The 19,587-nt window shown below is 65.4% G+C and carries 21 protein-coding genes; 14 read left to right on the top strand and 7 right to left on the bottom strand.

Annotated elements, in window-relative coordinates; genetic code table 11:
• Positions 1-188: 188 nt before the first annotated feature.
• The 10 genes from RBB39_RS08185 to RBB39_RS08140 all read left to right on the top strand — a co-directional run bounded on the left by RBB39_RS08185 (position 189) and on the right by RBB39_RS08140 (position 8,804).
• Positions 189-854 carry an ABC transporter permease gene (locus RBB39_RS08185; protein WP_045995115.1) on the top strand — a complete coding sequence of 222 codons (666 nt, stop codon included), beginning with the start codon at positions 189-191 and terminating at the stop codon, positions 852-854.
• A 187-nt stretch (positions 855-1,041) separates the two neighbouring features.
• Positions 1,042-2,202, top strand: coding sequence for an ABC transporter ATP-binding protein (locus tag RBB39_RS08180; protein WP_108133011.1), 1,161 nt, complete (start codon positions 1,042-1,044; stop codon positions 2,200-2,202).
• 4 nt (positions 2,203-2,206) lie between these two features.
• The gene (locus tag RBB39_RS08175) at positions 2,207-2,938 is read left to right on the top strand and encodes an ABC transporter permease (RefSeq protein ID WP_124803953.1); all 732 of its coding nucleotides are present in this window, start codon (positions 2,207-2,209) and stop codon (positions 2,936-2,938) included.
• A gap of 45 nt (positions 2,939-2,983) precedes the next feature.
• Positions 2,984-3,877, top strand: a complete 894-nt coding sequence (locus tag RBB39_RS08170; protein WP_253028862.1) for a glycine betaine ABC transporter substrate-binding protein — start codon at positions 2,984-2,986, stop codon at positions 3,875-3,877.
• A 131-nt stretch (positions 3,878-4,008) separates the two neighbouring features.
• Complete coding sequence (locus tag RBB39_RS08165) at positions 4,009-5,316, top strand: MmgE/PrpD family protein (RefSeq protein ID WP_253028863.1); 1,308 nt, start codon at positions 4,009-4,011, stop codon at positions 5,314-5,316.
• A 154-nt stretch (positions 5,317-5,470) separates the two neighbouring features.
• Positions 5,471-6,220 carry an SDR family oxidoreductase gene (locus tag RBB39_RS08160; RefSeq protein WP_108450189.1) on the top strand — a complete coding sequence of 250 codons (750 nt, stop codon included), beginning with the start codon at positions 5,471-5,473 and terminating at the stop codon, positions 6,218-6,220.
• Positions 6,221-6,360: 140 nt separating this feature from the next.
• On the top strand, positions 6,361-6,537 hold the full coding sequence (locus tag RBB39_RS08155; RefSeq protein WP_253028864.1) for a hypothetical protein: 177 nt from the start codon (positions 6,361-6,363) through the stop codon (positions 6,535-6,537).
• Positions 6,538-6,597: 60 nt separating this feature from the next.
• The gene (locus RBB39_RS08150; protein ID WP_124803961.1) at positions 6,598-7,455 is read left to right on the top strand and encodes a nitrilase-related carbon-nitrogen hydrolase; all 858 of its coding nucleotides are present in this window, start codon (positions 6,598-6,600) and stop codon (positions 7,453-7,455) included.
• 120 nt (positions 7,456-7,575) lie between these two features.
• Positions 7,576-8,115, top strand: a complete 540-nt coding sequence (locus RBB39_RS08145) for a gluconokinase (protein WP_124803963.1) — start codon at positions 7,576-7,578, stop codon at positions 8,113-8,115.
• A 380-nt stretch (positions 8,116-8,495) separates the two neighbouring features.
• Positions 8,496-8,804 (top strand): hypothetical protein, encoded by a 309-nt coding sequence (locus RBB39_RS08140; RefSeq protein WP_045995291.1) that lies wholly within the window; start codon positions 8,496-8,498, stop codon positions 8,802-8,804.
• A 317-nt stretch (positions 8,805-9,121) separates the two neighbouring features.
• Here RBB39_RS08140 and RBB39_RS08135 read toward each other — a convergent pair whose 3' ends face one another.
• The 6 genes from RBB39_RS08135 to RBB39_RS08110 form a co-directional block, all read right to left on the bottom strand.
• Positions 9,122-10,030: a 2-dehydro-3-deoxygalactonokinase gene (locus tag RBB39_RS08135; protein ID WP_124803965.1), complete on the bottom strand. Its 909-nt coding sequence runs from the start codon at positions 10,028-10,030 to the stop codon at positions 9,122-9,124.
• Complete coding sequence (locus tag RBB39_RS08130) at positions 10,027-10,701, bottom strand: 2-dehydro-3-deoxy-6-phosphogalactonate aldolase (RefSeq protein WP_222516707.1); 675 nt, start codon at positions 10,699-10,701, stop codon at positions 10,027-10,029. Before RBB39_RS08130 ends, RBB39_RS08135 begins: the two co-directional genes overlap by 4 nt.
• Before the next feature lie 92 nt (positions 10,702-10,793).
• On the bottom strand, positions 10,794-12,098 hold the full coding sequence (locus RBB39_RS08125; protein ID WP_124803967.1) for a TRAP transporter large permease subunit: 1,305 nt from the start codon (positions 12,096-12,098) through the stop codon (positions 10,794-10,796).
• Positions 12,098-12,658 carry a TRAP transporter small permease subunit gene (locus RBB39_RS08120; RefSeq protein ID WP_253028901.1) on the bottom strand — a complete coding sequence of 187 codons (561 nt, stop codon included), beginning with the start codon at positions 12,656-12,658 and terminating at the stop codon, positions 12,098-12,100. Before RBB39_RS08120 ends, RBB39_RS08125 begins: the two co-directional genes overlap by 1 nt.
• A gap of 187 nt (positions 12,659-12,845) precedes the next feature.
• Complete coding sequence (locus tag RBB39_RS08115; protein ID WP_108449155.1) at positions 12,846-13,886, bottom strand: TRAP transporter substrate-binding protein; 1,041 nt, start codon at positions 13,884-13,886, stop codon at positions 12,846-12,848.
• A 7-nt stretch (positions 13,887-13,893) separates the two neighbouring features.
• Positions 13,894-14,694, bottom strand: a complete 801-nt coding sequence (locus RBB39_RS08110) for a FadR/GntR family transcriptional regulator (RefSeq protein WP_306169001.1) — start codon at positions 14,692-14,694, stop codon at positions 13,894-13,896.
• Positions 14,695-15,082: 388 nt separating this feature from the next.
• Here RBB39_RS08110 and RBB39_RS08105 point away from each other — a divergent pair, with 388 nt between their 5' ends.
• Positions 15,083-16,084, top strand: a complete 1,002-nt coding sequence (locus RBB39_RS08105; protein WP_253028900.1) for an NADP-dependent oxidoreductase — start codon at positions 15,083-15,085, stop codon at positions 16,082-16,084.
• Positions 16,085-16,173: 89 nt separating this feature from the next.
• Here the strand turns inward: RBB39_RS08105 and RBB39_RS08100 are convergent, their stop codons facing one another.
• Complete coding sequence (locus RBB39_RS08100; protein WP_124803971.1) at positions 16,174-17,097, bottom strand: DMT family transporter; 924 nt, start codon at positions 17,095-17,097, stop codon at positions 16,174-16,176.
• A gap of 164 nt (positions 17,098-17,261) precedes the next feature.
• Between RBB39_RS08100 and RBB39_RS08095 the strand changes: the two genes are divergently transcribed.
• The 3 genes from RBB39_RS08095 (at position 17,262) to RBB39_RS08085 (ending at position 19,532) form a co-directional block, all read left to right on the top strand.
• A complete protein-coding gene (locus RBB39_RS08095) occupies positions 17,262-17,750 on the top strand; it encodes an Lrp/AsnC family transcriptional regulator (RefSeq protein WP_197037138.1) in 489 nt (162 codons plus the stop codon).
• 190 nt (positions 17,751-17,940) lie between these two features.
• Entirely contained in the window at positions 17,941-18,621 is a 681-nt protein-coding gene (locus RBB39_RS08090) for a DsbA family protein (protein WP_045995061.1), read from the top strand.
• Positions 18,618-19,532: a complex I NDUFA9 subunit family protein gene (locus RBB39_RS08085; protein ID WP_045995062.1), complete on the top strand. Its 915-nt coding sequence runs from the start codon at positions 18,618-18,620 to the stop codon at positions 19,530-19,532. Before RBB39_RS08090 ends, RBB39_RS08085 begins: the two co-directional genes overlap by 4 nt.
• The last annotated feature ends 55 nt before the right edge of the window (positions 19,533-19,587 follow it).

The following is a 19,587-nucleotide window of genomic DNA, read 5'->3' as shown; positions in this document are numbered from 1 at the left end:
TCATTGCAGATCGTCATTCATGATCAAACCAAATAGATACTTCATTCTGCTAAGCTTGTGCCGTATCAACGGCCAGTGAACGCAACGCCTCGCCTCTTGTAAGGCCGAGCCGATGACGTGTGTCCTGGCCCAGGGCCGTTCACAGGCCCGACTCACCCCGCCGCGAGGCCTCGACAGGAGCTATTGCCTTGGAACTGATTCAGTACGCCCTGGACAACGCCGACCTGCTGTTGTCCCGGACCCTCGAGCACATCTCGCTGGTGGGCGTTGCCGTCGGCATCGCCACCCTCACCGGGGTGCCCATCGGCATCGCCATCACCCGCAACGAGCGCGTCGCCCAGGCGGTGCTCTACGCAGCGTCGATCATCGTCACCGTGCCCTCCATCGCGCTGTTCGGGATCATGATTCCGGTGCTGTCGCTGATCGGTCAGGGCATCGGCTACCTGCCGGCGGTGATCGCGGTGCTGCTGTACTCCCAATTACCGATCATTCGTAACACCTACACCGCCATCAACAACGTCGACCCGGCCCTGCGCGAGGCTGCCCGTGGCATCGGCATGAGCCACCGCCAGCGCCTGCGGATGGTCGAGATCCCACTGGCGGTGCCAGTGATCATGGCCGGGGTGCGCACCGCCGTGGTGCTCAATATCGGTGTCATGGCGATCGCCGCCTATATCGGCGCCGGCGGTCTCGGCACCTTTATCAGCCGTGGTATCTCCCAGTCCGACCCGCGCCAGCTGATCGTCGGCGCGGTGGCGGTCAGCCTGCTGGCGATTATCGTCGACTACGGCCTGCTGGCGGTGCAGAAGCGCTTCACGCCCAAGGGCATGGAAGGCGCCGCCAACGCCGCCTGACCATTTGTGTTCCGGCAGCGTCGGGAAAATACCGCTGCGGCGGCTGGCGTCCTGCACGCCACACCGCCCGAGCGCAGCCGGAACGTCGACACGACAACAGGTGAGCCGCCGCCTCGACAGCGGCACCGTCGACGCCCATCGACGACCCGGAGCTCGCCGACGCCGACTTGCATACAAGGATTTGCTCATGATTCGTCTGGAAAACCTGACCAAGGTCTTCGATACGCCCAAGGGCGCGGTCGTCGCTGCCGACCACATCAACATGGAGGTCCCCAGCGGCGAGATCTGCATCCTGCTCGGCCCCTCCGGCTGCGGCAAGACCACCACCCTCAAGATGATCAACCGGATCGTGAAGCCCTCCTCCGGCAAGGTGTTCATCAATGGCGACGACACCACCGGCATGGACACCCAGGACCTGCGCCGCAACATCGGCTACGTCATCCAGCAGATCGGCCTGTTCCCCAACATGACCATCGAGGAGAACATCGCGGTGGTGCCCAAGCTGCTGGGCTGGGACAAGGCGCGCTACAAGGAGCGTGCACGCGAACTGATGCACATGATCGCGCTGGAACCCGACGCCTTTCTCAAGCGCTATCCGTCCGAGCTGTCCGGTGGTCAACAGCAGCGCATCGGTGTGGCCCGGGCACTGGCCGCCGATCCCCCCGTGATGCTGATGGACGAGCCCTTCGGCGCCATCGACCCGATCAACCGGGCGGTGATCCAGGATGAATTCCTGAAGATGCAGCAGGACCTGAAGAAGACCATCATGTTCGTCAGCCACGATATCGACGAAGCGATCAAGATGGGGGATCGGGTCGCGGTGTTCCGCGAGGGCAAGCTGGTGCAGTACTCGTCCCCCGACGACCTGCTGGCGGCGCCGAAGAATGCCTTCGTCGAGTCCTTCCTGGGCGAGGACCGCGCGCTCAAGCGGCTGAACCTGGTCAAGGTCGCCGAAGTGGTCAGCGATGAGATCGGTACCGTCAAGCCCGAGGACACCCTGACCACGGCGCTCGCACGCATCGACGACTTCGGCTACCAGAATTCGATCCTGATGATCAACGACAAGCGCCAGCCGGTGGGCCTGATCAGCCGCTCCCTGGCCCGCACCACCAAGGGCTACTGCCGCGACCACTTCCAGAACGTGCCGGCCACGGTGAGTCTCGACGACGACCTGCGCAAAGTGGCCTCGCTGATGTTCGCCCAGGACATCACCTGGCTGCCCTGCGTCGACGAGGAGGGCCGCGTCTGCGGGCAGATCACCCAGCGCGCCATGACCCACCACCTGGGCGCCCGCTTCCGTACCAAGCAGCGCGAGACGTCCGCCGTGGCCGCCGAGCCCAAGGAGTGAGCCGATGCTGATTCGAAGCCTGAAAAGCGCCGGACTCGTCCTTGCCCTGATTGCCATCTTCCTGCTCGGGGTATGGGCCCAGGCCAGCGGCGCCATCGATGACTTCCTGTGGTACCTGCCCGACGTCCAGTATCTGGTGGTCCAGCACCTGTGGCTGACCTTCCTGTCGGGCAGCCTGGCGATCCTGGTCGCGATCCCGCTGGGGGTGTGGCTGTCGCGCCCGAGCATGGCCAAGGCCGCGGAATCGATGATGCAGGTGCTCAACGTCGGCACCACCATCCCCACCCTGGCGGTGCTGGCGCTGTCCATGAGCTTTCTCGGCATCGGCACCGTGCCAGCGGTGTTTGGCCTGTTCGTGGCCACCCTTCTGCCCATCGCGCGCAACACCTACGCCGGACTCAAGGGCGTCTCGCCGGCGCTCAAGGAGGCCGCTGCCGGGATCGGCATGTCGCCGACCCAGCGCCTGCTCAAGGTGGAACTGCCCAATGCCCTCTACGTCATCTTCGCCGGTATCCGTACCGCCCTGACCATCAACGTCGGCACGGTGCCCCTGGCCTTTTTGATCGGCGCAGGCGGACTGGGTGAGCTGATCTTCACCGGCATCGATCTCTACGATCCGATCATGATGCTGTCCGGGGCCATCCCCACCGCGCTGCTGGCGATCCTGGTGGACGCCCTGGTGGCCGGCGTGGCCTTCATCGTGGTGCCGCGCGGCGTCAATCCGGCGCGGGCCTAAACACCTGGGCTTTCCAACAACGACACCCTGCAAGGAGATATTCGCATGAAGACCCTGATGACCACCCTGACCGGCCTGGCCCTGTTTACCGCTACGGCTACCGCCACGACGACCGCCAGTGCCGACGAGATCGTGATCGGTGGCAAGAACTTCACCGAGCAGCAACTACTGGCCAGCATGACCACCCAGTATCTGGACGGGCTCGGCTACGACGTCGACACCCGCGCCGGCATGGGCTCGGCGGTACTGCGCCAGGCTCAGGAAAACGGCCAGATCGACCTCTACTGGGAGTACACCGGCACCTCGCTGATCAACTACAACGACGTCACCGAATCGCTGTCCGCCGACGAGACCTACCAGCGCGTCAAGGAACTGGACGGCGAGAAGGGCCTGGTGTGGCTCGAGCCTTCCGCCGCCAACAACACCTACGCCCTGGCCATGCGCGCCGAGAGCGTGGAGGAAACGGGCATCAGTACGCTGTCCGACCTGGCGTCCGCGGTGAATGACGGTGAAGAGCTTGCCTTTGCCATGAACGCCGAGTTCTACGCCCGCGAAGACGGCTGGCGTCCGCTGCAGCGCGCCTACGACTTCCGCGTCGAGCGTGGTGCCGTCAAGCGCATGGACTCCGGCCTGGTCTATCAGGCGCTGCGCGACGGCCAGGTCGATATCGGCCTGGTGTTTGCCACCGACGGCCGTGTGCCGGCCTTCGACTTCCAGATCCTCGAAGACGACCAGGGCTTCTTCCCGGCCTACGCCCTGACCCCGGTGGTCCGCCAGGACACCCTGGACGCCAACCCGGAGCTCGCAGAGCAGATGAACGCGCTGTCGGCGCTGCTCGATGACGACACCATGGCGAGCCTCAACGCCCGGGTGGACGTCGAGCGCGAGACCATCGAGGACGTCGCCGAGTCCTTCCTCGAGGACAACGAACTGCTGTGACCCTTCAAGGCCCCCGCTCGGGGGCCTTTTTCTTAGCTCGCCAGCGTGCGGCGAGCGGAACCTGCAGCAGCAGCGACCGGTCGCCCCCCCTCCTGCATTGCTGCTCTCCCTGTTCGACAAAGGACCTCCCCATGAGCACTTCCCGGGACGTCATCCACTGGATCCTCACGTCTCCCCTCGACCGCCTCGATGACGCTCAGTGTCGCCACGCCAAGCGCTGCCTGGTCGACCTGATCGGCGTCGCCGCCGGCGCCACCGACACTGCCCTGGCCGAGCACGCACGGAGCTACGTCAGGGTGCAGCACGCGGGGGATCGCCCCTTGCTGTTCGCGTCGTCAACGGCGTCGGCTACCGGCGTCGCCCTGCACGGCGCCTGGCTGATCGATGCACTCGACGCCCACGACGGCCAGGTGCTGACCAAGGGCCACGCCGGCGTTGCCATCCTGCCGGGACTGCTGGCGCTGCCCGAGATCGAGCAGGTCAGCGGCAGGGATTTTCTCGGCCTGCTGGCGATGGGCTACGAGATCGCCACCCGGGCCGGCATCGCGCTGCACGCCTCGAGCCCCGACTACCACACCTCGGGGGCCTGGAATGCCCTCGGTGTGGCAGCGGTGACCGCGCGCCTCAAGGGCCTCGACCCGGCCCAGCTGGAACACGCCCTCGGCATCGCCGAATTCTATGGTCCACGCAGCCAGATGATGCGCTGCATCGATCACCCCACCATGCTCAAGGATGGCAGCGGCTGGGGTGCCCAGGCCGGCGTCGCGGCCACGCTGCTGGCCGAGGACGGCTTCACCGGCGCCCCGGCGGTGACCCTGTGCGACGAGCAGCAAGCCGCGGTATGGGGTGATCTGGGACGGCGTGACTACCTGTCGGAACAGTACTTCAAGGCCTATCCGGTATGCCGCTGGGCCCAGCCGGCGGTGGAGGCGGTACTCGCCATACCCGCCGCCGAACGCCAGGTGGACAATATCGAACGCATCGAGATCACCACCTTCCACGAGGCCAGACGCCTTCATACCATCGCCCCGACCACGACCGAACAGGCCCAGTACAGCCTGCCCTGGTCGGTCGCCTGCGCCCTCGATCGAGGCACCATCGACGTCGCCGCCATCAGCCGGGATCTCGGCGACGACGATCTCGTGGCGCTGTCACGGCGGGTGACGATCACCGAATGCGATGACTGCAACGCACGCTTCCCGGCCGAGCGCTGGGCCAGCGCTACGCTGCACCTGCGCGATGGTCGCCGTATTCAAAGCCCTGCCATGGAAGCCCGTGGCAATCCTCACAATCCGCTGAGCGATGACGAGATCGCAGCCAAGTTTCAGGCCCTGGCGAGCCCGGTGCTGGGCGCACGCGCCAATGAGATCGAGGAGGTCGTCGGCACCCTGGAAACACGCCCCATCGGCGATCTGCGGAGGTTGCTGGGACAACCTTGAACGCGCGAGCTTGAACGCGCGAGCCCAGGGCGTCGAACAAGACGGGAGGTGGCTAGGGTGACAAAGGTGCCATGGGTGACAAAGGTGGCAAAGGTGACAAGCGCCGTGAAAGCGCCAAGGATAGGCAGATGAGACCGCTACCCGAGGATTCGACATGCCTTTCGCCCCCTCCGACGTCATCTTGATCACCGGCGGCTCCCGCGGCATCGGCCGCGCCACCGCCCTGGCCTGCGCCCGTGCCGGTGCGCGAGTCGCCTTCAGCTACCGCAGCGATGACGCTGCCGCCCGGGACACCCTGGCAGCCTGTCAGGCGCTGACCGGCGAAGACGGCGCCATTGCCCTTCAGGCCGACGTGGTCGAGGAGGCCCAGGTGATGGCGCTGTTTGCCAGCACGCGACAACGTCTGGGCCCGATCACCGGGGTGGTCAACAACGCCGGCATCGTGGCGCCCTCCATGGCACTGACGGATATGTCAGTGGAGCGCCTGCGTCAGGTGGTCGACACCAATGTGCTCGGCGCCCTGCTGGTCGCCCGGGAAGCCGCGCGCGCCCTGATCGACCATGGCGCCCTGGTCAACGTCAGCTCCATGGCCTCTCGCCTGGGCTCACCCAACGAGTACGTCGACTACGCCGCCAGCAAGGGCGCACTGGATACGCTGACCATCGGCTTGAGCAAGGAACTGGGCCCCCGTGGCATTCGCGTCAATGCCGTACGTCCAGGGCTGATCGAGACCGATATCCATGCCCGGGCAGGTCGACCGGAGCGGCTGGCTGAACTCGGGCCCGGCTGTCCGCTGGGGCGTGCCGGTCGTCCGGAAGAGGTCGCCGAGGCCATCGTCTGGCTGCTGTCCGACGCGGCCTCCTATGTCACGGGGTCCTTTATCGACCCCGCCGGAGGTCGTTAGGGCTCGTCTGACAAGCGCCTGGTTTCGTCGGCTCGTGACCCAGGTCGCCTCGCCGTCTGTCTTTTTGACGTATAGAAGATGTTGCTGTCAGGCATTTTTTCGGCCCCAGGCGATCCGGGGCCCGCAACGGAGCCCTTTCTATGGACACTCGCTTCTATCTCCTTATCGCCGCGGTCCTCGTCGGGCTGGCCGTCATCCACTGGATCGGCTTTCGCATGCTCAAGCGCAAGCTGCAGCCTCCCCAGGAAAGCGATGCCATCCGCGACGCAACGCCCGGGCGCAGCAGAGACAACAGCGACAGCAGTGAGGAACGTTGATCCGCCAGGCAAATTGCGGCACCTTGTGGCGCCCTGCCCCCACCCTCAGGAATTCCAGCAATGCAGCATCAGGCCAAGCAGCATCAGGACCAGCTACAGGTCGCCTGCGCCCAGATCAACGCGCGCCTTGGTGACGTCGAGGCCAATCTCGCCCATCACCTCGACGTGATTCATGACGCCCGCCGTCGTGGCGTGGAATTGCTGGTCTTTCCCGAGCTCTCATTGACCGGTTATGGCCTGGGCCCGCGGGTGCTGGAGGTGGCCATGCCATCGGAAGACCCGCGGCTGATCCAGCTGGCCAAGGCGGCCGCCGGCATGCAGGTCATCGTCGGCTTCGTCGAGGAAGCGAGCCCCGGCGAGATCTACAACGCCCTGGCGATCCTCCAGGACGGTCGCATCGCGGCGGTGCATCGCAAGCTCAACCTGCCCACCTACGGCGGACTCGAGGAAGGCAAGTGGTTCAGCCATGGCGCCAGGCTGACCGAGGTGGCGGTGCGCCCCGGCTGGAGCACCACCTCGATGATCTGCGCCGACCTGTGGAATCCGGCGCTGGTGCATGCCGCCCTGCTGGCACGGCCGACGGTACTGTGTGCACCGATCAATTCGGCCTCCGGCATCGTCTCCGAGGACTTTTCCAACGAGGAAAACTGGGCGCTCAACGTGCGCTTTTACGCCATGACCTATGGCACGCCGGTGTTGATGGCCAACCGCTATGGACCCGAAGGCGACAGCCACTTCTGGGGCGGATCGCGCATCCTCGGGCCACGCGGCGAGAGCCTGGCCGAGGCCGAGGATCGCGAGACCCTGATCTGCGCCGAACTGTCACGTACCGCCATCGCCAGGGCACGCTTCGAACTGCCGACCCTGCGTGACGCCGACAGCCCCCTGATTCGCGAACTGATGAGCGGCTATCGCTGATACAGCGCCGGTTCGCGTAGCGCTTTCGACAACGGTATCGAGACGCCAGGCGTCGAGAATTCTCAAGGTGAAAATGCTAGGATAACGCTTCCATCTTGCAGACAATTTTCGGCGCCACCTATGACAACATCGTCTCGATCCTGCGGCCTTTCCTCTCCTTCTTGCCTGCTCGTCATGGGCGTGTCCGGTTCGGGAAAATCGTATATCGGCAAACTGCTGGCCGAACGAACCGGCGCGTTGTTTATCGACGGTGATGACCATCACAGCCCCGAAAACATCGCCAAGATGTCCCGCGGAGAACCGCTCACCGACGAGGATCGTCAGGGCTGGCTTGCCACCCTGGCAGGGCTCTACCGGGAGCATCAGCAGCAGGGGCAATCGCTTGTCATCGGCTGCTCGGCGCTCAAGCGCCAGTACCGGGACCTGCTGCGTGAAGGAGCACCCGCGCTGGAGATTCTTTATCTGCATGGCAGCCACGAGGTCCTGCTGGAGCGGCTGAACAGCCGTGGACAGCACTTCTTCGCCGGCGAGCACATGCTCAGGAGTCAGCTCGCCACCCTGGAGATGCCAGGCGATGACGAGGCCATCCGTTGCGATATCCAGATGACCCCCGATGCCATCATCGATGACTTCCTGGCACAGCTTGCGAGCCGTCGATAGTCCCGCATGCCAGCGCTGAACGACCTGTCGCAGTGAGACCCGACCCGACCTCGGTATCGCCCTTTCCTGACAGGCTGCTGTCAGCTTTTTTATCGGTGATAGCGCGAAGGCAAAGTTTCTCGCCCATGCAGCAGTAATGAAGCCCGTAGAATTGTCACCAAGTCGTCATGTTGCAACTCTGGTCGACCACCAGTACCGACGGCGAACAGCGTTGACCGCATCCCGGCAAATCGCGGCAACAACCGGCCGTCGACAACGGAACGTCGACATCAGCGCGTCGCTGGTCAGTACGTAACTCGTCAGCACGTTATCGGACGGCACGTTACTGATTAGTCAGTACAGTTGGCCAGCGCGTCGATATCAGCAGACAGGAGGCTCCCATGACAGATCCAATGGTAGGCAAGACGTTTGAATTCAACTGTGACGGCACCACCTGGGGCGTCGTCTTCGAGAATGCCACCCGCATGCGTCATCGCCTGGGCGGCAATTCACCGTCCCAGAAAGCTCAGGACATCAGCTCCGCCTACCTGGCGACCCCGGTCGATGAGCACCGGATCTTCGTCTACGGACTCGAGGAGCAACAGCTGGCGCTGCGCTACGTGCTGGATTTCAACGACATGACCTTTGTCGGTCATGGTGCCTTTGACGGTCTGTCCTCCACCGCCAGTGGCGAGTTCCGCCCGTCCTGAATCCTGGCGGCCGCGCCTTGATATGGCCACGCCGTACCTGGTAATCGCCTGGCACCTGAAAACAGTCTAGATAGGCATCAAGCACCAGCGGACATCAAGGACCGTCGAGAAACTGCATCGGTCGCCGGTCCTTGATGCCTGTGATGGCCCATTTGGGCCACCCCTCAGGCTTCGGCCTCAACTCCCCACCGCTGGCGTGCAGATATCATCGCTGATGACATGACGCCGATGATCAAGACACTGGTGATCAGGCCTTGGTGACTAGGCTTGGGTGACTGGGCTTGGGCAATTCAGCCCTGGTGACATGGCCCAGACAATCAGCCCGCGCGGTGGCGTTCGGCCAAGGCAACCAGCCCGGCCAGGGTGGCGTTGTCGCTGTCGACTTCCTCGACGCGAATGCCCTGGCGCTCCAGCGCCTGGCGGTAGAGCGGATTGAGACTGGACGAGCCGACCAGTACCACCGCGCCCTGGTGGTCCAGCAGATGCTCGCGCTGGGCCAGCACCTCGGCACCGATCAGCACCCCGGACAGAAAACTGCCCACCTGGTGGGCGCCAAGTCCTGCGTACAGGTGGCGGCTTCGGCCTTCGAACAGGGCGTGCATCAAGCCCGCCGGATGGTCCGCCGCCGCCAGCCCCTGGGCAAAGCCATCGGCGTCGTGGGCGTCGCTGCCCCTGGCCGGCTCTCCCGGCAGGGTATGAAACCGCACCGCATGATAGAGCTCGCCGGTCATCACCGTGGAGAAGTCGATCAGCCGCTCTCCTTCCAGACGGGCCCACTTGCTGTGGGTGCCCGGCAGACAGCAGACCCCGGCGGACAAGCCCAGCAGCGCCAGTGCACCGAAGGCCTGGATCTCCTCGCCGCGCATCACGTCGACGTGATCCTCGCGCACCACCTTGAGGCCAGGCACGATCCAGGCGTTGTCCAGCCCCGGCGCCGCTACGACATTGTCGGCCAGGTCGGTGGCCGAACGCGGCACCTCGAGCTGCGGTGCTTCGCTCCAGCCCCGCGCCGAGCCGACCATGCCCGACAGGTAGACCGGCACTTCACCGCCCTTTCGCCAGGCCCCGACCTGGGCCTCGCAGTAATGCGGGAATTCGTCCGTGCTCAACGACTTGAGCCCGGCATCCGAGCGCACGCTATCGAGACACTCGCCGCTGTCGCGGTCCACCAGAAAGGCCCGAAAGTTGCTGGTTCCCCAGTCAATGGCGATCAGCCGCCGGCTCATGCGCCACCCCCTTGCTGGCCTGCCTGGTCAGCCGCCAGACGCTGCCATTCGGCCACCAGCTCGCGTGCGATCTCCCCCACCTCGACGGCGCTGCGTCCGGGCTTGTAGAGGTTGCTGCCGAAACCGAAGCCGGCGATGCCGACGGCATGCCACTCGGCCATGTTGGAGCGATTGATACCGCCCACCGCCAGCACCGGCAGGCCCTTGGGCAGGATCGCACTGATGTCCTTGAAGTAGCCGGTACCCAGGCGTGCCGCCGGGAACAGCTTGAGTGCCGTCGCCCCTGCCCGCGCCGCGGCCAAGGCTTCGGTCGGGGTCATGCAGCCGATCATCGGCGCAAGCCCACGCTCGGCGCCCAGCGCCACCAGCTCGGCCTCCGTGTTGGGGGTGATCATCAACGGCGCCCCGAGCTCGGCAAGCCGAGCGGTATCGTCTTCGTCGAGCACCGTGCCGGCACCGATCAAGACGTCGTCGGGACAACAGGCCACGGCGCGCTCGATACTGACCCAGGGCTCAGGCGAGTTGAGCGGAATCTCGATCAGCCGGAAACCGGCCTCGACCAGGGCGTGACAGACCGGCTCGATCTCGTCCGGCGTGATACCACGCAGGATCGCCACCAGCGGCGTCTCGGCCATGGCAGCGTCCAGCACGCGACGTTGAGCGTCGTTCATCGCAAAGTCCTCGAAGTCGAAAAGAAGGAAAACTCAGCCCCATGATAAAGCGAAGGGCGGCTGTTGCCGCCCTTCGCCGTCAGGGTTCAGACCTAGTTGACTAGCCACATGGCCATCTCGGGCCACACCAGAAGCGCCGCGAGTACGCATAGCTGCAGGGCGATAAAGGGCAGCACCGAGACGAAGATGTCCTTGAGGCTGATCTCCGGTGGCGCCACGCCCTTCAGGTAGAAGGCCGCGGGACCGAACGGCGGCGACAGGAAGGACACCTGCATGTTCACCGCGAACAGGATGCCGAACCAGATCGGGCTGTAGCCCAGCTGCACGATGATCGGCACGAAGATCGGCAGGGTCAGCATGGCCACCCCGATCCAGTCGAGGAACATGCCGAGCACGATCAGGATCGCCATCATTACCAGGATGATCACGATGGGCGAGACGTCCAGATCCATGATCATGCCGGAGATGAAGCGGTTGCCGCCCATCAGGTTGTAGACCCCGACCAGGGCGGCGGCGCCGATGCCGATCCAGATGATCATGCCGCAGGTCACCAGGGTCTGGGACAGGCTCTGGTGCATCATCGAGAACGAGAACTCGCCCCGGGCCAGCACCGCCAGCAGCACGCCGAACACGCCCATGGCCGCCGCCTCGGTGACCGAGGCCACGCCACCGTAGATCGAGCCCAGCACCATGAAGGCGATCAGCGCCGGCACGATGATCGAGCGCAGCGCGGCACCCTTGGAGGCGAAGCCGGCGTTGCGGTCCTCCTCGCTCATCGGCGGGCCCATGGCGGGGTTGCGCAGGCAGCGCACCAGCACATAACCGATGTAGGACAGCATCAGGATCACCGCCGGGGTGATCGCCGCGGTAAACAGGTCGGCGATGGAGACGCTGGCGATCAGGCCGTAGATGATCAGCACGATGGACGGCGGCATCATGGTACCGAGCGCCCCGCCGGCGCAGACCACGCCGATCGACAGGTGCTTGTCGTAGCCGAGGCGGAGCATCTGCGGCAGCGCCAGGATGCCGAGCAGCACGATCTCGCCGCCGATGATGCCGGACAGCGCGGCCAGGAAGAAGGCCACCACCACGGTCTGCACGGCGACGCCCCCGGGCAGTCGCCCGGCGAACACCCGCATGGCGTTGAACAGATCCTTGGCGATGCCCGATCGGTCGAGCAGCGAGGCCATCAGCACGAACATCGGCACCGCCACCAGCGAGTACTCGGTGACGAAGCCGTAGACCCGGCTGGTCACCAGCGGCAGGGCGTTGGGGCCGAACCAGCCGAAGGTAAAGGCCAGCGCCACCAGGCCGGTGATAAAGGCCAGCGGCAGGCCGGTGACCAGCAGCGCGAAGATGGCGCCGACCAGCAGCAGGGTTCCGTCTGCGATGCTCATCAGTCAGCGCCTCCTTCGGGTGCGTCGGGGGCGGGCTTGCCCTTGATCGACTGGATCAGGTGAATCAGCGCCTGGACGCACATGATCGCCACCGCGGCGAGGATCATGCCCTTGACCAGGGCGGGGAACGGCGGGTTCCAGGAGGTGCCGGAGCGCTCCAGTTGCCACTCGCCGAGGGGGTTGTGGGAGGCGCCATAGAACATCACCCAGGCGGCGTAGGTCATGCCCAGGCAGAAGCCGAAGGTGACCAAGTCATTGAAGCGATCGAGCCACAGCCGGAACCTCGGGCCCACGGCGTCGTAGAGCACCTTGACCCGGATATGGCGGTTGGAGGCCAGCGCGGCCGGGCCGCCGAGACAGAAGCTGACCGCCACCAGCATGACCACGGTCTCGTGGACCCAGGAGGTGGGCGCGCCGAAGCCATAGCGCATGATCACCTCATAGACGCTGATGGCCATGGCGATGAACACCAGCCAGGCGGCGAACTGGGCCACCCGAACCACGCCACGGTCGAACCGACTGCGCACCACATCGGGGGCACGCTCGGGCGTCTTGTCCATTGACGGATCGGGTGATGGGTCGGGCCCAGGCCCTGCACGTGTCTCGTCACTCATGAGACATCCTCGACATTGATGTATCGCGACGCCCGTGATCTATCGCCCCAACGGGCGCGGACATCGCAAGATGAAAAGGAGGGGGCGGTGCCTCGGCACCGCCCCGGGTTCCACTGGCGCACGCCAGCGAGGATTACAGCAGGTTGTGGTTCTCGAGGTAGGCCACCACGGACTCGTAGAATTCCTGGGTGATCTCGTTCTTCTCGGCCCAGTTCTCCCACTCCTGCTTGGCGATATTGCGGAACGCCACGCGCTCCTCCTGCGGCAGGTCGATGATCTCGATATCCGGGTTCTGGCGAGCCTCGCGCACGGCTTCCATGTCGCGGGTCTTGAGCTCGGCCACCATCTCGTAGGCCAGGGCGTCGACCGAGGTCTCGAGGATGCCCTTCAGGTCATCGGAGAGGCTGTCCCAGACGTCCTTGTTGAGCGACACCGCCACCATCGGCAGCGAGTGGAAGCCCGGGTACAGCGGGTACGGCGCGAACTCGTGCAGCCCCTGGGCCTGGTTGGTGGCGAACACGGTGTAGTCGGCAGCGTCGATGACGCCCTTCTCGAGGCCGGTATAGACCTCGGAGCCCGGAAGGTTGACCGGAGTCGCGCCGGCGGCCTCGAAGATGTTGTAGACCATGCCCTCGGGTGCACGCAGCTTGAGGCCCTGCATGTCGTCGATGGAGCGCACCGGCTTGGTCGACGGCAGCGACTCGAGGCCAGTGGCGGCGGCGCCGATCAGGTGGACTCCGTAAGGTTCGACCAGCTTGTTGTAGAGCTCTTCGCCACCGGCGTTGTTCATGTAGTCGAGGAAGTCGTAGGGATCGCTCCAGGCGCCTACCAGGTTGCCGATCATGCCGAAGGCCGGGTTCTGGCCGGTGAAGTAGCTCGGGTCGGTCAGGTGGCCCTGAAGAATGCCGGACTGCACGGCCTGCAGGGTCTGGTTGGCCTGGACCACGGCGTTGACCGGCAGGATCTCGATGGAGATGCGGCCGTTGGACATGGTCTCGACGTTGTCGGCCCAGGCCTTCTTCATCTCGAACTGCGGCTCACCCGCAGTCTCGGAGGTCTGGAAGGTCCACTCGTACTCGGCCGCCTGGGCAGAGGTCGCCGTTGCCGCGAGGATCGCCGCGCCCAACGTCGTGAGCGCGGAACCAGAGAACTTGAGCTTGGTGCTTGCCATCATGGGAATCTCATCCTTCTTGTTGGCGAGTTGCAGGGAATTCGGGAGCGTCGAAGGTGGTCTCGATCGTGGCGGGCGACCTTGTCACCCCTTCGAGACCCAGGTCCTGCCCGGTGCGCTCCAGTACCGCGAGAGCCGCTTGGGCGGCTTCCTGCGGCTGGCGAAGCCGGATCGCCTCCATCACCCGGCGGTGACGATCCATGCTGTCGTTGAGCCTGTCGGCGCTGTGGTTGGAGCGTTCCACCAGCAGCGCGATGGCGGGTTTGAGAACGTGGCTGATCTGGGCCCACACCAGATTGTGCGATGCGGTAAAGATCGCCTCGTGAAAGGCCACGTCATACTCGTCGTGGCTCTTGCCATCAAAGCGTAGATCATCGTTGGCCAGCGCTTCGATCATGCCTTCATAGGCCGTCTCGATGGCCAGCAGGTCGGCGGCGGTGGCGTGCTCGGCGGCGAGACGGGCGACAAAGGGCTCCACCGCCACGCGAAAGGCGAAGACTTCGCGCTGGATCACCGGATTGGGATGGGCAAAACGCGCCAGCCAGCCGCTCACCCTGGGGTCCAGCAGGTGCCAGCCCTCCAGTGGTTGAACCCGAGATCCCTGGCCCGAGATCCGCGTGATCATGCCCGCCGCCACCAGTACCTGCAGCGCACTGCGCACGGTGGAGCGGCTGACTTCGAAGCGCTCGCACAGATCCACTTCCCTGGGCAGGAAGTCCCCCGGCGCATACTCACCGGCGAAGATCGCCTCGGCCAGGGCATCGGCGATGTCCGGGCGCGCGCGACGCGTGGAAGTGGAACTTGCCGACATGGAGCCATCCATACAGGGAACGAGAGAAATCGGACATGTAGCGCCGTGTGTCGGACGGTGCTACACGCTATGTACGACATAGCTTGACGAAAACGTGTTTCAAACGCCTTTAGACTTTAGTCATGATTGGGTAGCGCCCTGCCGCCACGCCCTGTCCATGGCGCTCCTCGGGGAACCTCGCTGATTCGGCACAGTCGTAGTGAATAGACCTCGGACCCAGGAAGACAATCGCCCCCTTTACGAAACAGACCGACTGGTCTATTGTGGCGACCGTACACCTATCGATGATCACGGAGCGAGGCGTGAATCCGAGCGACCCTCGGCCACGCTTCGCACTCTCCGGAACGACAGCCAATCGACTTCCGGTTCATCACGCAAAGGAGGCATGATGCAGTCGAACTACTACACCATCAGCGAGTATCCCACCGGCACCCCCAGCCAGGACGTCTTCAAGCTCAAGCAGCAGGAACTGCCGGCGCTGGCTGACGGTGAAGTGCGCATCCGCAATCGCTGGCTGTCGGTGGACCCCTACATGCGTGGGCGCATGAGCGGTGTCACCACCTATATCGAACCCTTCGAACTCGAGGCACCGCTGGAAGGAGCCGCCGTCGGCGAGGTCATCGAATCCGGTGACGATCGTTTCAAGGTGGGTGACAAGGTCAGCCACATGGGTGGCTGGCGAGACGTGGCCCAACTGCCCGCCGACGGCGTGACCGCCCTGCCCGATCTGGACGTGCCGGAACAGGCCTACCTGGGCGTGCTGGGCATGCCGGGGATGACCGCCTGGACCGGCCTGAATGCCATCGCCGAGATGCAGCAGGGTGACAATGTGCTGGTCAGCGCCGCCAGCGGCGCGGTGGGCTCTCTGGCGGTACAGCTGGCGAAGGCCAAGGGTGGTGTTGTGGTCGGCCTGGCCGGCAGCCAGAAGAAGCGCGACTGGCTCGAGTCCCAGGGCGTGATCGCGGTGGACTACCGCGACAAGGACGCCGCCACCCTCAGCGAGGATCTGGCCAAGGCCTGCCCGGACGGTTTCGATGTCTACTACGAGAACGTCGGCGGTGTCTGCCTGGAAGCCGCGCTGAACAACCTCAGGGTCGGCGCCCGCATCGCCGTGTGCGGCATGATTTCCCGCTACAACGATGAAGGCCCGGCACCGGGACCGGCCAACCTGGCGATGATCCTGATTCGCCGAGCGCGCATGCAGGGCTTTATCGTGTTCGAGCACTGGGACAACTACCCGGCCTTTCTCAAGGACGTCGGTCCCAAGGTCGCGGCCGGCGAGATCGACTACCAGGAGACCGTGCGCGAGGGCCTCGAGGCCACGCCGGAAGCCTTCCTCGACCTATTCAAGGGGGCCAACACCGGCAAGATGCTGGTGCGCCTGGGCTGATTGCTGATTGCCCTTGCTGGACGATTGACCCAGACACCGCCTACGGGCGGTGTCTCTGGTTCAGCACTGCTCGAATGACCGCCGCGCCATCAACGGCCACGGCTGGCAATCATCACGCCGGACACCACCATCAGCATGCCCACCGCCGTGACCCCACCGATCGTCTCGTCCAGCGCCCACCAGGCCAGCGCCGTGGCCGCCACCGGGGTAAGCGAGCCCAGCGCCGAGGTCGCCTCGGCCCCCAGCCGTCGAATCGCCACGCCCATCAGCAGGCCAGACCCCAGCCCCACCAGGATGCCCTGCACCACCAACTGCACCAGCCACTCCTTCGTGGGCACCAGATGCAGGGACAGCCCCCCCGCCCCGCTCGCCTCGAGCCCGATCACCGTCAGCACAATGACCAGTCCACTGGGCACCGTGACCACCGCCGTGGCCTCGAGCGCCGACAGACCGCTCTGACGCACGCTGAGGGTGAACACCGCCCACATCACGCTGGACAGCAGGAACATGCCCTGCCCCAGCAGCAGGCTCTGCGAGCCCTGTCCCCCGGACGCCAGCAGGCAGACGACGCCGAGTCCGATGGCGACCAGGCCGGCGGCACGCCCCCGCGACAACGGCTGAGCGAAGACCCAAACCGCCAGGGTACTGACGAACAGCGGCGCTGCCCCGGGGATCAGGGTGCTGCCGTGGGCCACCGGGGCCAGCCCCATGCCCACCGCCCCCAGCAGGAAGAAGGGTATGCCGGCGCCGGCCATCATGCCGACCAGCCACACCGGGTTGACCGCCAGCAGACGCTGGCGCCGACGCAGCGCCAACGGCAGCAGCGCCAGGCCAGGCACGGCGTAGCGAAACAGGGTCAGGTCGAGCGTTCCCAGTGGTGACAGCGCCCCTTGGCGCAGCGACAGGAAGTAGCACGACCAGATCAGCACCGCCCCCAGTGCAGCGGCGACCCCCAACAGGGCGCGCCGGGGAGAGGCGACAAGCGGTGCCACCTGGGTCAAGGAAGACGACATGAAAGAACTCCGTGAGGTTCGATGGGCGCCTGAACGAGCCCCCTGCTGACCCTCAGTCTGCCGCCAACGGTCGGGCAAATGCAGGCAAAGACAACGACGCGCTGGACCCATATTGGCAGGACATGCCAATATTTTTCTTCGACCCGCAAGATTGAGCCAATCCGTTGAAAAAACTGGACCGTATCGATCGCCATCTGCTCGCCCTGCTCCAGCAGGATGCACGACTCACCAGCCACCAACTGGCCGAGCGGGTGGGGCTGTCGCCGTCACCCTGCGCCAGGCGCATACGCCGGCTGGAGCAACAGCGGCTGATCCAGCGCTACCGCGCCGAGCTGGACCGCGAACGCCTGGGGCTGGGGCTGACGGTGTTCGTCCACGTCAAGCTCAGCCGCCACCAGGACGCCCTGGTGGAAGCCTTCGAAGCCGCCGTGGCAGACATGCCCGAAGTCATCGAGTGCCACACCGTGTCCGGCGCCTTCGACTATCTGCTGCAGATCGTCAGCGCCGACCTGAAAGGCTACGAGCGCTGGGTGCGACAGCTGCAGACCCTGCCCATGGTCAATACCGTGGATTCGAGCTTTGCCATCCGTGCCGTCAAGCGCGCCGGCGCCCTGGATCTGCGCGACGCCCGTCCAACTGACGACGATTCGTAAGGCTCCACACGAGGATCCGCTGCACAGCCCCACCAGGCAGACGTCGCCTCAGCCGGTGATCACGGCTGACGCAGCTTCGCCAGCATCGAGCCTAGCTGACGTCGGCGCTTCACTTCGGCGTCATCAATCGTCAAGCTAGGGTCGATCCCATTGCCGTCCGGGCCCACGTACCGCCACCCAGGAGAGTTGCATGCCGACCCCGCCCGCTCCCCCACGCCTGACCCTGGAGGTCTTCAGCGATCTGCGCTGCCCGTTCTGCTACCTGGAGTTGCCCGAACTGGAGGCGCTGGAAGACAGGTTCGGTCATGACATCCGCGTCGTCTGGCGCCCCTTCGAGCTGCGCCCCGAGCCGGAACCTGCCCTCGATCCCCACTGCGACTACCTGAACGAGCTGTGGCGAGACGCGGTGCTGCCGATGGCTCAGGAGCGAGGTCTGAGCATGCGCCAGCCGAACATCCAACCACGCTCGCGTCTGGCCCTGGAAACGCTGGCCTGGGCCGAGCGCCGCTATCGCGACACCCCGTCAGCCAGCCAGGTCGCTGCGCTGCGAAAGGCCCTGTTCAGCGGCTTCTTCGAAGATAGCCTGGACCTGTCGGATCCCGGCGCCCTGGCCGAGATCGCCAATCAACTGGGGCTGGACGGCGCGGCACTCGAAGCGAGTCTTGCCGCCGGTGAAGACCGCGAGGCGGTACAAGCTTCCCGCGAGGAAGGTCAGGCGCTGGGGGTTCACGGTGTTCCGGCGCTGCGCTTTCTGGTCGACGGCGAACACGCCGGCATCCTGTCCGGCGCCCAACCCAGGCGCCAGCTCTTTCTGGCGGTGGAACGCCTGCAGGATGCCCTGCGCCAGCATGAGGGCAAAAGGACGTCATGAGTGACCGCACACGTCCGGTGGTGGTGATCGGTGGCACCGGCTTTGTCGGTGCTGCCGTCGTGCGCGAGCTCTACTTCGCGGGCCATGCGGTCCGCGTGGTGGCCCGCCACCCGAGACTTCCGGAAGAGGTGGAAGACGGCGATCCGGTCGAGGCGATCCAGGCGGATATCGAGGATCCGGAGAGCCTCAAGGCGGCCCTTGAGGGGGCCAGCGCGGTGATCAATGCGGTCAGCCTCTACCGCGAGAGTGGCAAGCGCAGCTTCGAGCAGGTGCATGTCGAGGGCGCCGCCAGGCTGGCGCGGCTCGCCCGGGAGGCGGGCATCGATCGCTATGTGCTGCTGTCCGGCATCGGCGCCCGGCTCGATTCGCCCTCGCCCTACGTGCGCGCCAGGGCGAGAGGCGAACAGGCGGTGATGGGCGAGATACCGCGTGCGGTCATCGTTCGCCCCAGCGCCCTCTATGGCCAGCAGTCAGGCCTGGTGGCGACCCTGGCAAGGCTGGTGAAGATGCCCCTGGTGCCGCTGTTTGGCGCCGGAGAGATGCGCCTGCAACCGCTCCACGTGGGTGATCTGGCCAGCGCCCTGGCACGCCTGGCCACCCGGGCGAGCCTGCCCAGGGCACTTTACGAACTGGGCGGGCCCGACCCGCTGCGCTACCGCGATCTGGTCACCCAAGTGGCGCGACACCTCGGCAGAGAGCCCAGGTTCATCAAGGTCCCCCTGCCCCTGTGGCACGCCCTGGCAATGGCCCTTTCGCCCTTGCCCTCGCCGCCGCTGACCCGCGATACCCTGTGGCTGATCAGCGAGGACAACCTGGTCGCCAACGGCGTCGGCAGCTTCGCCGACCTGGGCCTCAATCCGCGCAGCCTGCGTGACAGCCTGCCGCACTGCCTGCCAACGCAGGCGGGCTGAGTCCGACGGACGGGCCGCGATGGCCCCGACCCGATGCCGCCGGGACTTGGCGTTA

This window comes from Halomonas sp. MMSF_3323 (assembly GCF_030733595.1).
In the GTDB taxonomy this organism is placed as follows: Bacteria; Pseudomonadota; Gammaproteobacteria; order Pseudomonadales; family Halomonadaceae; genus Halomonas; species Halomonas litopenaei.
The sequence above is the reverse complement of the archived record's forward strand: the minus strand, read 5'-3'. Positions and strand labels throughout refer to the sequence as shown.